Here is a 15,643-nt window from a genome sequence, read left to right as displayed (position 1 = left end):
TCGACATCCTCGCCGCGGTGCCGTGCATGACTGTCGTGCCCCGCCATCTCGCACGGCCCTACCTGGCCGCGTACCAGGTTGCTATCAGGCTGCATGAGCGCCAATGAGGGTGTGCGCGTGGACCGCGTGGCACCTGTGAGTCACCAATTTCCTGATCCGTTGAGCGGGCTGCCGCCGAGGCGAGAGATACGGTTCGCAAGGGGCGTTGACGACAGCCACTCGGGGCCTCGACGGCAGCCCGGTCGACGCCGGTGCCGGGCCGTGCGCGGCCCCGTCAGCAGCCCTTGAACCTATCGTCAGCCGCCCAGCCGGTGTTGGCCCAGGTCGCGGGGTCGGCTTGGGCGACTCCGGAGAAGCGGGCGGTGAGTTGGGTCATCAGCCAGGTGGTGAATCGGGCGGCACCGTGTGGGCAGGTGTGGATGCCGTCTGAGCTGCGGTCCGCCTTGCCGTCCCTCTCGCGTTGGAAGCCGGGGCCCCACACCTCGGCGCTGTCGAGCACGATGACCCGACCGGCGGACTCTTCGGCGATCTTCTGCGCCACCGAGGCGGTTCGCCCCAGGTCGGGCATGTGCGGGGAGTAGAACTCGTCGGGGACGATGGGCGGCATGGTCACGAACACGACAGTGGCTCCGATGCCCGTGGCGGCGTCCGCGAGGCGCTGGTAGCCGATGCGCTGCTCGGCCTCTGTTCCCCAGTCGTAGGTGGTGACCTGGTAGATCACCACGTCCGGGCGGACGGTCTCCAGGGTTGCGGGCAGCGTCTGCCAGGTGGTCTCGGCCAGCGGTCCGACCACCCCTCCGCCACCGTCGGCGGCGATGGACGTGAAGCCCACTCCCGCGGCCTTCATGGCCGCCGCCAGCGGCAGGGCTTGGCCCGCCGCGATGGAGTCACCCATGAACAGGACCTTCGACATGCGTGGACCGCTGGTCGAGACCGTGCCGGGGGAGCCGAGCGCGCCCGGGTCGACGGTCTGGGCCGCGGGGCGCGGCACGACGACCCAGAACAGGGCCAGGGCCGCCATCACCGCGGCGAAGACGACGCCCCCGGTCCGCTTTCGTGCCCACCCCGCCCGGAACCGGATCGGGTCTTCGACGAACCGGCGGGACAGCGCGGCCAGACAGATCGACACGGCGCACACCAGTGTGGCCCACAGCCAGCCGCTCACGCCGAGCCGCTCGGCGCTGAGGACGAGAAACACCGGCCAGTGCCACAGGTAGAGGCTGTAGGAGATCAGTCCCAACCAGCGCAGCGACGGCGTGCCCAACGCGCGCGCGACGGTGTTCTCCGGAGCCTGCGCGCACAGCGCCACCAGTGCCGCGGCGGCCAGCGAATGAGCGAACAGTCCGCCATGGAACAGCCCTCGGGACGTCTCGCCGTCGACCAGCAGCCAGGACATCGCGATCCCGGCCAGCAGGACAGCGCAGACCGCTCCGGCCAGCCTGCCGGTGATCCGGCGCAGCAGGTTCCTGGCGGGTTCGGTGGCCGCGAGCGCGCCGAGCATGAGGGAGAAGGCCCGGGTGTCGGTTCCGGTGTAGACGCGGGTGGTGTCCCCGTCCCCGACCAGCACGATCATCAGAGCCAGAGAGGCAAGGGAGACGACAACGGCGAGAAGGGCGACCGCGCGCGATACCCGGACCGCCCGCCTGGCGAGAAACAGCACGGCGACCGGCCAGAGCAGGTAGAACTGCTCCTCCACGGCAATGCTCCAGAGATGGCCGAACAGCCGGTCCGCCCCGAAGCGGTCCCAGTAGCCCGCCGACTCGCCGATCAGGTGCCAGTTGACCAGGTTCAGCTGCACCCACGGTCCGTCCGACAGCGCTGAGGACCACAGGTCGGTCATTCCCGCCGCCCAGACGACCACGGTCGCGATGACGAGCACGACGACGAGCGCCGGGGCCAGGCGCCTGATCCGACGCTGCCAGAACGCGGTGAGCGACACCGATCCGGTGGCGGCGGCCTCCCGCAGCAGGAGGTCGGTGATGAGGTAGCCGGAGAGAGCGAAGAACAGGTCGACGCCGAGGAAACCGCCGCTGATTCCGCCCGCGTGGAACAGCAGGACCGCGGCGACGGCCAGGCCGCGCAGACCGTCCAGAGCCGGGATGCGCGCACCGGGGCTGAGGGTGTCAGGTGTCCGAGGCACCTGGTGCAGTTGTGTCATACCGTCCACGATCGACAGACGATGCACAGGACGGGTCCGAGCCGTGTCGCGGTTCTGTCGCAGCCGACTTGGCACGTCAGGCAGGCAACGGGCAGCCGAGGGGTCCGGTCCCGCTGCCGTCGGTGAAGGTCAGCGCGACCGTCATGTCCGCGGGCCCGCCGCTCTGCCGGTTCACGCCGAGGGCGGTGCACACGATCTGCTCGATCCCGCGCTCCCCCACCTCGTGGCGCGCCAAGGGAACCGCCACGCTCGTGACCGTTCCCGAGACCGTCACCTGGGGCCCCAGCGACTCGACCGGTCGCAGGTCCGACCGCAGGCCGTCCTGCGGCGCTCCGCCGCCGCGCAACAGCAGTTCCAGCGCCGCGGTGACGTCGCCGAGCCTGCCGGTCGGGACGAGATGGGGCACGAGGTCCCCGCGGGCGTCGAGGTAGTAGAGGACGACGCCCGGCGCGACGCCGGTCGGCGCACGGCCGCCACCCATCACCTCCGACGGCGCCACGCCGCATCCGGCCAGGAGCACCAGGACCGAGGCGGCGACCGCCCTGCGGATCACCGCGCCGCTCCCGGCAGCCGCAGCACGAACCGCGCGCCCGCGCCCGGCGCGTCGCCCGCCTCGATCACACCGCCGTGCAGGCGGGCGTTCGCCAGGGCGATCGACAGCCCCAGACCGCTGCCCTCGGAACGGGTGCGCGCCGCGTCCGCCTTGTAGAACCGCTCGAACACGCGGGTCCGCACCTCCTCGGACAAGCCCGGGCCGTGGTCGACGACCTCCAGCTCCACCTCGCCCCCGTCAGCACGGAGTGACACCCGCACGGGCGGGCGGCCGTGCCGCAGCGCGTTGCCCACGAGGTTGGCCACGATCACGTCCAGGCGGCGCGGGTCGAGACGGGCCCGCAGGCTCTCCGGCGCCACCAGCTGCACCTCGCCGCTCCAGCCCCGCGACGACAAGCACGCGTGCACGGTGCGCGGCACGTCCACATCGTCCAGGAGCAGCGACGCGCGGCCAGCGTCGAACCGGGAGATCTCCACCAAGTCCTCCACCAGCCCGGCCAGTCCGCGGATCTCCTCGGCCGCCAGCAGGACCGACGTGCGGGCGTCGGCGGGCAGCAGGTCGGCGTCGGCCTCCAAGACCTCTGCGACCGCGACCAGTGTCGTCAGCGGCGTGCGCAGTTCGTGGGAGACGTCCGCGACGAAGCGGCGGGCGTCGGCCTCCATGCCGCGCAGCTCGGCGACGGTGCCCTGCAGCCGCTCCGCCATCCGGACGAACGCGCGGGCCAGGTCCCCCAGTTCGTCCGACCCCCGCACCGGCGGCCGGACGGCGAGGTCGCCGCCCGCCATGCGGTCGGCAGCGGCGCGCAGTTCGCGGACCGGGCGCAGCACCCGCCCGGCCACCACTAGCGCGATCAACAGCGCCAGCGGCAGGGCGAGGACGGTGGTCAGCACCGCGGCACGCGCGGAGTCCGCGATCCGCGTCTCGGTGGCCGACAGGTCGCGGACGGCGTAGACCTCGATGCCCGAGTCCCGTCGGGCGCCGTCCATCAGGGTTTCGAGCACAGGTGTGCCGAGCACCAGGCGGGGCCCGTCGACGGCGGATACGCGCTGCAGCACCATCTCCTGCCCTGCGCCCACCGCGTCGCGCAACTCCCGGGTGACGGTCTCCAGGTTCGGGCCCGCGGCTGACACCAGCTCGCCGTAGACGACCATCGTCGAGGTCCCCAGAGCCACCCGCATCCGGTCGAGAGCCTGCTGGTCGGGCGGATAGTCCACGGTCACGGCGACCTCCGCGACTCGGCGCCGCAGATCCTCGGCCGCCCCGTCCTGCACCTCGGCCACCAAAGCGGCGCGGGAGGAGGTGAACCCGGCTCCCGCCGCCGCCGCCGCCCCGACCACGGCGACAAAGACGAAGCCTGCGACCATGCGCGGGCGCAGCCCCGTGAACCGCAGCCAAGACCGCGTTCTCACGTCGGCCCGAAGCGATAACCGAAGCCGCGCACCGTCTGCACGAACACCGGACGCGCCGAATCGTCCTCGATCTTGGCCCGCAGCCGCTGCACGCAGTTATCGACCAGCCGGGAATCGCCGAGGTAGTCGTGCTCCCAGACGGCCTCCAGCAGCTGGACACGGCTGAACACCTGTCCTGGCGAACCGGACAGCACGAGCAACAGGCGGAGCTCGGTCGGCGTCAACGACACCTGCACCCCGTTGCGCGACACCGTCAGGGCAGCCCGGTCAATGGTGAGCGTGCCGTGTCGGTCGACCCTCGCCGCGCCCGCTCCAGTCCGGCCGCGGCGCAGGACCGCCCGGATGCGGGCGTCGAGCACCCTCGGCATCACCGGTTTGACCACGTAGTCGTCCGCGCCTGCCTCCAGCCCGCCCACGATGTCGAAATCGTCCCCGCGGGCGGTGAGCATGATGACCGGGACGTCGCCTTCGGCCCGCAGCCGCCGACACACCTCGAACCCGTCCACCCCCGGCAGCATCAGGTCCAGCACCACGACGTCCGGAGGAACGCTCCGGGAGCGGCACAGCCCCTCCTCGCCGGTGCGCGCGATCCGCACCCGGTGGCCGTGCCTGCCCAGCGCCAACTCCAGACCACGGCAGATCGACGGGTCGTCCTCGATCAGCAAAACCTCCGCCACAAGCCGATTATGTCCACCGCGTTCCACGTCGAGGTCATTCACCGTCTGGTTGCGACGTAATTTGGACATCGCGAGACCTGCCGCCGCAAGTCATTCACTGGCGCCTACCGCGGTGAGGACGGGGGTTCGGGCTGCGCGGCGGGCGGGCCATTGCGCGGCGAGCAAGCCGATCACCGTGGTCACGGCGACGAACCCGGCGAGCCTGCCCCATGGGATCACCACCGGCAGGCCGCCCTGGGTCAGGACCACCGCGACGCCGACCACGCCGCCCGCGACGAGACCGGTGAGGGCGCCGAGCAGGGCGATGAGGACCGATTCCAGGCGCAGCACGGTGACCACATCGCGACGGCCGAGGCCGATGGCGCGGAGAAGCCCGATCTCCCGGGTGCGCTCGATCGTGGACATGGTCATGGTGTTCACGACGCCGAGCGCGCCGATCAGCACGGAGATGCTGAGCAGGGCGTAGAGGATGTTCAGGAAGGGGTCGAAGCGCGCGCCCTCGGCGTCCCGGTGCTCGGCGCGGGTGCGCACCAGCATCGTGGGGTTGTCGAGCGCGGCGGTGATCTCCCGCTTCAGCGCGTCGGCCTGGCCCGGTTCGGCCTGGACGAGCACGGTGGTCGGCGTCCGGTCCTCGGGCAGGACGGCGGCGTCGACGAGGGCGTCGTGGTGGAAGCCGTCGGGAGCGTCGTAGACGGCCACCACCGGCAGGGACACGACGGCCCCTGCCACATCACCGGAGGCCACCGACCCGACCCGCCACCCCGTGTCGGCCGCCGTCTCGGTCGAGACGGCCATGCCGCGCCGGAGGTCGAGCGTGCCGTCGGTGACCCGAATCGGGACCAGCCGCGCGATGGTCGTCGGGTCGACGCCCGTGACGCCGACGCGGTCGTCGCCGAGGTCGAGCACGGCCGGGACGATGGGGGTGACGGCGCGTGCGCCGGGCAGTCCGGCGACCCGGGCGGGCAGGTCGGCGGCCGCGGTGGCGAAGTCCATAGGCGTGATCCGCACGTCGGCGGCGTCTCCGGTCTCGGCGTCCCGCTGCGCCTTGGCCGCCACCGAGGCGATGGGGACGGTGACGGCGGCGCAAATGGCCAGGCCGGTCATCAGCGCGCTCGCGGTGGCCGCCGTGCGGCGGGGATTCCGGCGGGTGTTCTCCGCCGCCAGCGTCCCCCGCACGCCCGCGATCCTGGTCAGCGGACCGCGCACGAGCGCGGTCAGCGCGGTGGCCAGCAGCGGGACCATGGCGACGAGACCGAGGAACAGCAGCGGCGCTCCCAGGTAGACGAGGTCCTGGGAACCGGAGAACAGCAGCGCCGACCCGAGGACAGTGGCGGCCGCCCCTGCGGCGGTCCGTGTCCGCGATGACGCGGTGGTCGGGGGCAGGCCGGTGCGCAGCGCGGCGATCGGCGGGACGGCCGCGGCCCGGCGCGCGGGCAGGTAGGCGGCGGCCACGGTGACGCCGAGCCCGACGGCGACGGCGGCGACCACGGGCACAGGGGTGAACGGCCGCAGCGGCACCGGCGGCCCGTCACCCACGCCGAACAGCCCGTCGAGCGCCCATGCCGCGGCGATGCCCAGCGGGTGCCCGAGGACGGTGGCGACCGCGCCGAGCAGGGCGGCCTCGGCCAGCACGCCGCGCATGACCTGGCGGCGGGCCGCGCCGACCGCGCGGAGCAGGGCGTGCTCGCGGGCGCGGGCCGCGGCGAGCATGGTGAAGGTGTTGGCGACGGTGAAGACCGCGACGAACACCGCGACCGCCGCGAAGCCCAGCAGGATGGCGGTCAGCTTCTCGCCGTCGCCCGCCGCCGCGTTCGAGGCGATGTAGGCGTCCTCGGGCAGCAGCGGGACCAGCGCGGCGGTGTCGGGCGCACCCGACACCTCGATCGCGGTGTGGCCGAACAGCCTGTGGGCGGTCGCCGGGTCGAAGGCCACGAACGTGCCGCCCATGGGGTCAGCGGCGGCGACGACGCCTGACACCCGTGCCTCCCGGGCGACGCCGCCGACGATGACGCGGACGACGTCGCCGACGTCATAGCCGGTGCGCCGGGCGGTCTGGTCGTCGATCACGACCTCACCGGGACCACCGGGCGCGTGACCGCGCACGGTGTCGCCCACGTGGTCCGCGCCGACCGCCCACTCCGGTGGTCCCACCACGCCGCCGTCCGGGCCGACCAGGAACGCGCGGCCGGTCGAGCGCAGGCGGGCGGACTGCACCCCCGGCGCCTCGGCGATCCGGGCCACGAGGGCGGAGGTCATGGCCTCGCCCTCGATGACGATGCCGCTGGGCTGCGCACGGTCGAGCGCTGCGCGCACCGAGGCCCCATAGAGCAGCGCGCCGGACACGAACGCCACGCCGAGCACCACCCCGATCAGCGGCAGCACGAAGCGCGACCACTGGGCGACGACGGCGCGCACCGCCATGCGGATCACCGGCCCACCGCCGGGGAGTCGAAGCGGCGCATGCGGTCGAGCACCCGCTCCGGCGTCGGCTCGGGCATCTCGTCGACGAGCGCGCCGTCGGCCAGGAACAGCACGCGGTCGGCGTAGCCCGCGGCGATCGGGTCGTGGGTGACCATCAGCACGGTCTGCTCCCACTCCCGTGCGCAGCGGCGCAGCAACTCGAGGATGCGGGCGCCGGAGCGGGAGTCCAGGTTGCCGGTGGGCTCGTCGGCCACGACGATCTCCGGCCGGGTGACGAGGGCGCGGGCGCAGGCGACCCGCTGCTGCTGGCCGCCGGACAGCTGGGCGGGCCGGTGGTCGAGCCGGTCGCCCAGCCCGACGGCGGCGATGACCTGCTCGGTCCACGCGCTGTCCGGCTGCCTGCCCGCCAGTGCCAGCGGGAGGGTGATGTTCTCCCACGCGGTCAACGTCGGCAGCAGGTTGAAGGACTGGAAGACGAAGCCGATCCGCTCACGCCGCAGCGCGGTCAGCGCGTCGTCCGACAGCGCGCCCAGATCCGTGCCGCCGAGGCGGGCGGTGCCCGACGTGGGCGCGTCCAGCCCGGCGAGGCAGTGCATGAGCGTCGACTTGCCCGAGCCGGACGGTCCCATCACCGCGGTGAACTCGCCGCGGCGGAAGACCGCCGACACACCGGAGAGCGCGACGACCGCGTTCTCCCCGTCCCCGTACACCTTGCCGAGCGCGACCGCCTCGGCCACCACTTGTCGCTCCACGTGACCATCGTGAACACGCACGGCGGCGTCCGGATCATCCGCTCGGCCGAGCCGCACCAGCCTGATCAGCCGAAAGGATGAGGCGAGGGCTCATGGGCTGCTATAGTGTCCCGGTCATGCCTTCCGCGTTCGTGTCGCTGTCATGGGCACAGCGGGTGACTATCGCCGTCCTCTGCGCGACAGCGGCGGCGGTGCTGGTCGTCGAAGTGTTCTCCGCCGAATCGGTGGTCACCGCGGCCGGGGTCGCCGTCTGCGGGGTCCTCGCCGTCACCGCGCTATTCATCCCCCGGCTGGTACTGCCGTCAGCCCTCCTGTCGGCCGGGTTCTCGCTGGCGTCCCTCGCGCTGCCGGTGCGGCTGGACAACACGTTCGGGCTGGTGGAGCTGAGCGCGCTGTCGTGGCTGATGGTGCACGTCGTGATGGCGCGGACCCCGCGGCGGGCCGTCGGGTCGGCGCTGGCGCTGGGCGCGGCGATCCTGCTGCTGCCGCTGCGGCTGGCGCCGACCGAGCCTGTCGCGCTGATCGCGGGCGCTCTCGCGCTGGGGGTGCCGTTCCTGGTGCTGCTCGGCCTGTACCTGCGGCTGCACGAGCGCCGCAGGGCCGACGGGTTCGCGATGGCCCGCCAGGAGCAACGCCTGGAGTACGCCCGCGACCTGCACGACTTCGTCGCCCACCACGTGACGGCGATCGTCGCGCAGACCAAGGCCGTCCGATACACCACGGCGGCCGGGAGCCCGCCGTCCCCCGAGGATCTCGACGGGATGCTCGCCGCCATCGAGACGGCGGGCTCGGAGGCGCTGACCTCGATGCGCGGCATGATCACCGTCCTGCGCGGCGACGCGGAGCCGCCCCGGCCCAGCACCCTCGGCGAGGTGGTGCGCGCCGCCGCCGACCGCTTCCCCGGGCCCGCCGTGGTGACCACGTCGCTCGACGACCGGCTCGCCACCCGCGTCCTGCCGGACATTGTGGTGGAGACCGTGCGGCACGTCGTCCAGGAGTCGCTGACCAACGTGCTCCGGCACGCGGAGGACGCCTCCGCCGTGGAGATCAGCGCCCGGCAGGACGCGGCTGGCGTCGCGGTCACCGTCCACGACGACGGTCCCGGCAAGCCCGGGACAAGCCCCGGCTTCGGCCTCGTCGGCCTCGCCGAGCGCGTCGCGGCCGCGGGCGGCGTGCTCGACGCGGGCCCGGTGCCGACCGGCGGCTGGCGGGTCGTGGCGACACTGCCATCATCGGGCGCATGATCCGCGTGCTGATCGCCGACGACCAGGCGATGGTCCGCTCGGCGTTCGGGATGATCCTCGGCGCGCAGCCGGACATGGCCGTCGTCGCCACCGCGGCCGACGGCGAGTCGGCGGTCGAGCAGGCCCGCCGCCTGCGTCCCGAGGTCTGCCTCCTCGACATCCGCATGCCGCGCCTCGACGGGCTCGCCGCCACCCGGCTGCTCGCAGGCCCCGACGTCCGCGACCCGCTCAACGTCGTCATCGCCACGACCTTCGACCTCGACGAGTACGTCTACCAGGCGCTCCGCAACGGCGCGTGCGGCTTCCTCCTGAAGGACTCCTCCCCCGCCCTGCTGGTCGAGGCGGTCCGCGCCGCAGCGTCCGGCACGACCCTCATCTCTCCCGCCATCACAGTCCGGCTCCTCGCCCACCTCGCCCCCCTGCACAGGCCCGAACCCGAGGACCCCGGCCCCGTCGACCCGCTCACGGACCGGGAACTCGCCGTCGCCCGCCTCGTCGCCCGCGGCCACACCAACGAGGAGATCGCGGGTCAGCTGTTCGTCACGCTGGCGACGGTCAAGACCCACCTGGCCAACATCCAGCGCAAACTCCGCGCCCGCAACCGGGTGGAGATCGCGGCGTGGGCGTGGCGGACAGGCACCGTGACCACCTGACTCCCTTCGCCGATCGCATTGACGGTCAGCGGTGCCACCCGCCACACCGGTTGGGTGGCCGTTGATGCGGCGGGCATCGCGCCCGTCACCGCTGCCCAGACCACAAGCGTGATGGTGCTCGTCACGGTGACACGCGTGTCATGGTGCCTTCCTGATCGAGTGGGGGCCACCGGGGTGAGTCGCTCTGCGCCCCAAGACGGGTCAGGGGCTGTCGTAGCCGAGGGTGTAGTCGCCGGAGCCGCTGTAGGCGTGGATCCGGTAGCGGTAGTAGCCCGCGGTGCCGGAGTAGGTCAGTTCCTCGTCCGCGGCGGACGTGACGCCCCGCGCGACGGTCGCCCAGCTCGAGCCGCTCCATCTCTGGAGGTAGAGGTCGAAGTTGGCACTGTCGGGGCCGTCCAGGCAAGCCCGGTGCGCGCCCGGCACGGTGGTGTGGAAGTAGCGGCCGTCGGGCTGGTAGACGCTGCCGTCGGAGCCGAGGGTGCCGGTCCTGGTCGTCTCGAAACCGGTGCAGCCGTCAGGCGTGCCGCGCACCGTCAGGGTGAACACGGCGGTACGACTGCCCGCAGTGCCGGTTCCGGTGATGGTGATCCGATAGGTTCCGGCCGGGGTGGACGCCGTGGTCGCGATGTCCATCGTGGACGGCTCGCCGGAGGTCACCGACGTCGGGGTGAAGGACGCCGTGGCACCGGTGGGCAGGCCGGACGCCGCGAGGGTGATCGTCTGGGGATCACCGGTGACGGTGGTGGTGGAGATCCGCGCGCTCACGGCGGCTCCGGCGTCGACTCCGCCAGCGGTCGGGGTCACCGCGACGGCGAAGTCGTCAGCCGGGTCGCCGCAGTCCGGACGGCCGGGCTCGCTGGACTGCCGCGGCACCGAAACCGCGTCCCAGGCGCCCTTGACCGTGTCGAACTTGGCGCAGTCGCCGGGAAACAGTTGGGTGACGGCGTTCATCGTGGCGACGCGGGCGTCGGCGTACTCCCAGAACGAGGTCTTCTGCATCAGCGCCGTCATCCAGACACGGCCCGCGTTCTGGATTCCCATTCCGGTGACCGACGCGGGGCCGCCAGCGCAGATCGGGCTGTCCGGCTTGCCGCCGCCGGGATGGGAGCCCTCGGCGATTAGGTAGAACCAGTGGTTGGCAGGCCCGGCCGCGTCGTGCACCTCGGTGCTGGGGATCGCCGTCGACCAGCAGTTCGGTTCGTCCCTCGGCCCCGCCGACGGGTCGTACATGACCCGCTCCGGTCCACGGCCCAGCGCGTCGGCCTCCTCGGCGTAGACGTAATCCGGTGGGTCGTCGGGATGGTTGGCGTAGTGCTCGGTCAGGGCGCCGAAGATGTCCCCGCTGGCTTCGTTGAGCGCGTAGGTCTCGACGTAGCCGTCAAAGCCGCCGGGAGTGAACTGGAAGACCGCGTGGCCGTGCTCGTGCGCGACGATGTCGAGCACCGACAGTTGCCGCTGATTGTCCTTCGAGTGGCCGATGTTGACCGTGTGCCCGTTCCAATAGGCGTTGACCTGGTTGAGCCCGACGAAGATCGGGAACGCGCGGCCGTTGCCGTCGAAGCCGTCGCGGCCCAGCCAGTCCCGCAGCATGTTCCACTCCTGTTGGGCCGCGTAGTACGCGTCCGAGCACGCGGTCTCCAGATCGGTTCCGCTTCGGTTGCCCCAGACGTCATCCGGGCCGGACACCGCGCCGTTGCCCTGGACACCGCAGAACATCCCGGACCGTGTCCGGTCGGACATCGAATAGCCCGACGAGGTCCGCGTCGTGTCGATCGTGACGTCGTCGTAGTAGTGGCCGTGGCCGATCCCCGCCAGCACCTCATCCCACTCCGCCAACACCGCACCGAAGCGGGCGTCGACGATCACGTGCAGCGTGCTCGGCGTCCCCTTGGCCGACCGCCCACGCACCACGACCTCGTATGCCAGGGTCTGCTCGCCCTCTGGCGAGAACACCACCAGTTCCGGCGCGCCGACCGCGTCAACCCCGGCCAGCTCCGCCCTCGCGACCCGAGCCGCCCGCTCCGCCGACACCACCGGAACAGTGCCGACAGAAATGGCGCCCTGACCCGCCAGCGGCGACCCCAGCACAGCCCCGGACGCATCCGCGACAACGACGAAATCACCACCGACGACACGTAAGCCGCGATACTTCCGCTCATAGGCGTGGAACGACAACCCGCGCGGCCCGGAGGACACACCGACCGCGACGAACTCCTCGTCACCTCGGTCAACCGCCACCTGCCGCACGTACGCCACCGCGCCGTCCACGACCTCCTCGGCGGCTCCCGCGGCCTTCACCCCCACCACCGACGTCGCCATCACCGCCAAAGCGGCGCAGACCGAACTCAGCCTTCGCATGTGGCCGCCCTCGCTCCAGACATGACCGGGCACAGGGAACCCGGTGCGTTGGACGACGGTCCCAGCACCTCGAACGACAGACAACGGACGAAACGAGGACCGCAAGAAAGCGGCAAACATCAGCCGGGACTATCACTGAGTGTGGTTGTAGTCCAGAAGGCCGATCCACGATGAGTGATCACTCGTACAGGACTCGTCAAACCTGGACAGACCGCATCCAACCGTCCCACGATGTAGGTGCTTCCGCACCGCGTGGGCACATCCGGTATGGGAAGCACACTCTGGCCACGTGCGATCGGAAGTTCTGTCGCGGCGACAGGGACCTGGCTCCGGGCGGGGGCGAGCGGGTGCTGTGCGACGACGTGCTGAGCGTTCGATCGGACCAGGTGCCCGTGCGGCGTTGCTGGTCGACCTGACGTGCGACCAACGGTTCTGGTCTCGAGGGTCACCACCACTGACCGGGGTGGCGTCATCGAGATCGTCCAGGCGGCACGTACCCAGCCGGCGACGCGCTGGCTCTACAACCCCGCTCCCGGCGCGGTGTCGCCGACATGGAGACACTGGAGTACGAGTTCCATCTGCTCACCCACGGGTCCGGCGAGGACTGTCTGCTCCGCCGCGCGGGTAACGGCTGGCAGGCGGATGTGTCTAGACCCGCGCTGTTCTACGTCGAGGACACCGACGGACACGGACGCCTGCTACCGGCGGGACGACGGCGGTTACGGATCAGCGACCATCGCGGACTGACGACCTGCCCGCGTTTCGCGGGTCTTCCTGCCCTGGCGAGTTGCGCGCGGCGACGGTCAGGCTGGTGTGTCGAAAGGGGGCAGGTCATGAGTATCGATGTGCAGCAGCCCAGGATGTACGACCTGGTGGGCACCACCATCATGGTGGCCGGGGTCGCGGGGGGCGCCTTCGAGGCGAACTTCGAGTACCGCGTCCACGAAGGCCACGACGAGGTGACCGGGCACTTCATGGCGGGCGACGGCATCGGCGGCCACGGCCAGTTCCAGATCACCGTCGACGTCGCGGGCGCGGCCTTCACCCTCGACCGGCTGTTCGTGGAGGTCTTCCACACCTCCCCCAACGACGGCGCCGAGCTCGACAAGGTCATCGCCCCCGTCGTCTACGGACCCAAGATCGTCCCCGGCTACCGGGTGTACTCCGAGCACGTCGTCCAGCAGGGCGAGACGCTGTGGGGCATCGCCGCCCAGCACTACGGGAACGGCGCCCTCCACCACCGCCTCGTCGCCGCGAACCCCGGCACCGTCACCAACCCCAACATCATCCACCCCGGCGACGTCATCCGCGTGCCGCGAGACTGATTACGACCGCCCGCGGGATCGCCCGGGACCAAGGTCCTTGATCTTGCGGTCGTTGCTTCCCTATCTCCCGCTCAGGCGCGGCCGCAGAGTGAGGACAGCGTCCCACTTCAAGGAGATCCCGTGCTGTCCGCAGCCTCCGCGGCCGTTGTCCGCGCCACGTTGCCCGTCGTCCGCGCCCACGCCGTCGACATCACCGCCCACTTCTACCCGTCGATGTTCGCCGCCCACCCTGACCTTCTCCACCTGTTCAACCAGGGAAACCAGGCCGACGGCAGGCAGCGGGTTGCACTGGCGTCCGCGGTGGTCGCCTTCGCCGAGCACCTGCTGGGCGACGCGCCAGGCGGGGGCTTCGACATGGTCGCCGAGCGGATCGCGCACAAGCACGTGTCCCTGGGCATCCGGGCCGACCAGTACCCGGTCGTGGGACGCCACCTGCTGGCCTCGGTCGCCGCGGTCCTCGGCGACGCCGTCACCCCCGCCGTCGCCGCGGCGTGGGACGAGGTCTACTGGCTGCTCGCCTGCAGGCTCATCGCCGCCGAGGCCCGCCTCTACCAGCGGGCCGGAGTGGAGCCGACCGCCCTGTGGCGGCGCTGGCGGGTGGCCAAGCGCCTCGACGAGGCGGTCGACACCGTGTCGTTCACCCTGATCCCCGACGGGGACGACGCGATCCCCGAATTCGTCCCGGGGCAGTATGTCTCCGTGGCGGTGGACCTGCCCGACGGCCGCCGCCAGCCCCGCCAGTACTCGCTGTCCCAGGGGCCCGGCCGCGGATCGCTGCGGATCACGGTGCGCCGGGTGCGCGGCACCGCCGCGACACCGGACGGCATGGTGTCCACCCATCTGCACGACCACCTGGCCGAGGACGACTCCCTGCTGGTCGGACCGCCCGCCGGGGAGACCACGCTCGTCCCCGGGCTGTCCCCGGTGCTCCTGATCAGCGCGGGAATCGGCATCACCCCCATGGCGGCCATGCTCGATCACCTCGCCCGCACCCAGCCCACGCGGCCGGTCGTCGCCGCCCACGCCGACCGCTCCCCCGCCCACCACGCCCTGCGCGCCGACTGCGCGCACGCCCTCGCGGGCCTGACCCACTCCGACTGCCTGACCTGGTACGAGTCCGGCCAGCACAACGACTCGCGCCCCGGCCGGATGGACCCCGGCGTCCTTCCGCTGACCCCGGACACCACCGCCTACCTGTGCGGGCCGGTGCCGTTCATGCGGGATGTCCGATCGTCCCTGCTGCGCCGCGGGCTCCCCGCCGAGCGCGTCCGCTACGAGGTGTTCGGGCCGGGGATGCTCGACCAGCACACCGGCTGACGGCCCCGGCGGGATCAGCGCGCTCGCAGCGCGGCTCGGGTCTGGGCGGCGATCTCGATGTCCTCGCGGGCCGTGATGACCCAGGTCGTCACGGTCGCGTCCGGTGCGCTGATGCGGGCGTCCTCCGAGGTGCCGCGATTGCGCTCGTCGTCGAGGGTGATTCCCAGGAAGCCGAGCCCGGCGGCGGTCTCCGCCCGCAGCGCGGCGTCGTGTTCGCCCACTCCGCCGGTGAACACCAGGAGGTCGAGGCCGCCGAGGGACGCGGCCATGGCGGCGATGGCCTGGCGGAGGCGGTGCACGTACACGGCCAGGGCCAGCGCGGCGTTCGGGTCGCCCGCGTCGGCAGCGCGGCGCGCGTCGCGCATGTCGCCGCCGTGGCCGCTGAGGCCCGCGAGCCCGGAGGCGTGCTCCAGCCCGTCGGCCAGGTCGTCGAGGGTGAGCCGGTCGCCGTGCAGCAGCCACAGCAGCAGGCCGGGATCGACGTCGCCGCTACGGGTGGCCATGACCAGACCCGCCAAGGGGGTGAACCCCATGGTGGTGTCCACCGAGCTCCCGCCTGCGACCGCCGCGACGGAGGCCCCGGCGCCCAGGTGGCAGACGACCACCCGGGCCCGCTCCACGGCCAGTCCCGCGAGCCCGGTCGCCCGCCGCGAGGCGTAGGCGTGGGAGAGGCCGTGGAACCCGTATCGGCGCAGGCCCCATCGACGGCGCCACGCGGCGGGCAGGGCGTAGGTCGCTGCCGAGGGCGGCATCGTGGCGTGGAACGCCGTGTCGAA

At 72.2% G+C, this 15,643-nt stretch carries 12 protein-coding genes; 4 read left to right on the top strand and 8 right to left on the bottom strand.

Going from position 1 to position 15,643, the window contains the following annotated elements:
- Window positions 1–274: 274 nt before the first annotated feature.
- The 6 genes from ACWEPX_RS15470 to ACWEPX_RS15445 all read right to left on the bottom strand — a co-directional run bounded on the left by ACWEPX_RS15470 (window position 275) and on the right by ACWEPX_RS15445 (window position 7,970).
- A complete protein-coding gene (locus tag ACWEPX_RS15470) occupies window positions 275–2,158 on the bottom strand; it encodes an acyltransferase family protein (protein WP_451897818.1) in 1,884 nt (627 codons plus the stop codon).
- Window positions 2,159–2,234: 76 nt separating this feature from the next.
- Window positions 2,235–2,711 (bottom strand): hypothetical protein, encoded by a 477-nt coding sequence (locus tag ACWEPX_RS15465; protein WP_451897817.1) that lies wholly within the window; start codon window positions 2,709–2,711, stop codon window positions 2,235–2,237.
- Window positions 2,708–4,120, bottom strand: coding sequence for an ATP-binding protein (locus tag ACWEPX_RS15460; protein ID WP_451897816.1), 1,413 nt, complete (start codon window positions 4,118–4,120; stop codon window positions 2,708–2,710). The genes ACWEPX_RS15465 and ACWEPX_RS15460 overlap by 4 nt, the downstream gene beginning before the upstream one ends.
- A complete protein-coding gene (locus tag ACWEPX_RS15455) occupies window positions 4,117–4,797 on the bottom strand; it encodes a response regulator (protein ID WP_451898050.1) in 681 nt (226 codons plus the stop codon). The genes ACWEPX_RS15460 and ACWEPX_RS15455 overlap by 4 nt, the downstream gene beginning before the upstream one ends.
- Window positions 4,798–4,887: 90 nt before the next feature.
- Complete coding sequence (locus ACWEPX_RS15450; protein ID WP_451898049.1) at window positions 4,888–7,218, bottom strand: FtsX-like permease family protein; 2,331 nt, start codon at window positions 7,216–7,218, stop codon at window positions 4,888–4,890.
- Window positions 7,219–7,223: 5 nt separating this feature from the next.
- A complete protein-coding gene (locus ACWEPX_RS15445) occupies window positions 7,224–7,970 on the bottom strand; it encodes an ABC transporter ATP-binding protein (protein WP_451897815.1) in 747 nt (248 codons plus the stop codon).
- A gap of 116 nt (window positions 7,971–8,086) precedes the next feature.
- Here ACWEPX_RS15445 and ACWEPX_RS15440 point away from each other — a divergent pair, with 116 nt between their 5' ends.
- Window positions 8,087–9,214, top strand: coding sequence for a sensor histidine kinase (locus tag ACWEPX_RS15440; protein ID WP_451897814.1), 1,128 nt, complete (start codon window positions 8,087–8,089; stop codon window positions 9,212–9,214).
- A complete protein-coding gene (locus ACWEPX_RS15435; protein ID WP_451897813.1) occupies window positions 9,211–9,867 on the top strand; it encodes a response regulator in 657 nt (218 codons plus the stop codon). The genes ACWEPX_RS15440 and ACWEPX_RS15435 overlap by 4 nt, the downstream gene beginning before the upstream one ends.
- Window positions 9,868–10,068: 201 nt before the next feature.
- On the opposite strand, the gene ACWEPX_RS15430 is transcribed toward ACWEPX_RS15435, so the two are convergent.
- Window positions 10,069–12,135: a M4 family metallopeptidase gene (locus tag ACWEPX_RS15430; RefSeq protein WP_451897812.1), complete on the bottom strand. Its 2,067-nt coding sequence runs from the start codon at window positions 12,133–12,135 to the stop codon at window positions 10,069–10,071.
- A 923-nt stretch (window positions 12,136–13,058) separates the two neighbouring features.
- Here ACWEPX_RS15430 and ACWEPX_RS15425 point away from each other — a divergent pair.
- Both ACWEPX_RS15425 and ACWEPX_RS15420 read left to right on the top strand, forming a co-directional pair.
- Entirely contained in the window at window positions 13,059–13,550 is a 492-nt protein-coding gene (locus ACWEPX_RS15425; RefSeq protein ID WP_451897811.1) for a Gmad2 immunoglobulin-like domain-containing protein, read from the top strand.
- Between the two features lie 120 nt (window positions 13,551–13,670).
- Window positions 13,671–14,867 carry a globin domain-containing protein gene (locus ACWEPX_RS15420; protein ID WP_451897810.1) on the top strand — a complete coding sequence of 399 codons (1,197 nt, stop codon included), beginning with the start codon at window positions 13,671–13,673 and terminating at the stop codon, window positions 14,865–14,867.
- Window positions 14,868–14,881: 14 nt separating this feature from the next.
- On the opposite strand, the gene ACWEPX_RS15415 is transcribed toward ACWEPX_RS15420, so the two are convergent.
- Window positions 14,882–15,643, bottom strand: a 762-nt coding sequence (locus ACWEPX_RS15415; protein ID WP_451897809.1) for an acetate/propionate family kinase, incomplete at its 5' end; no start/stop codon positions are given.

Source organism: Actinokineospora sp. NPDC004072 (assembly GCF_053604195.1).
Note: the sequence above shows the minus strand (reverse complement) of the source record. Positions and strands in the feature narration are given on the sequence as shown.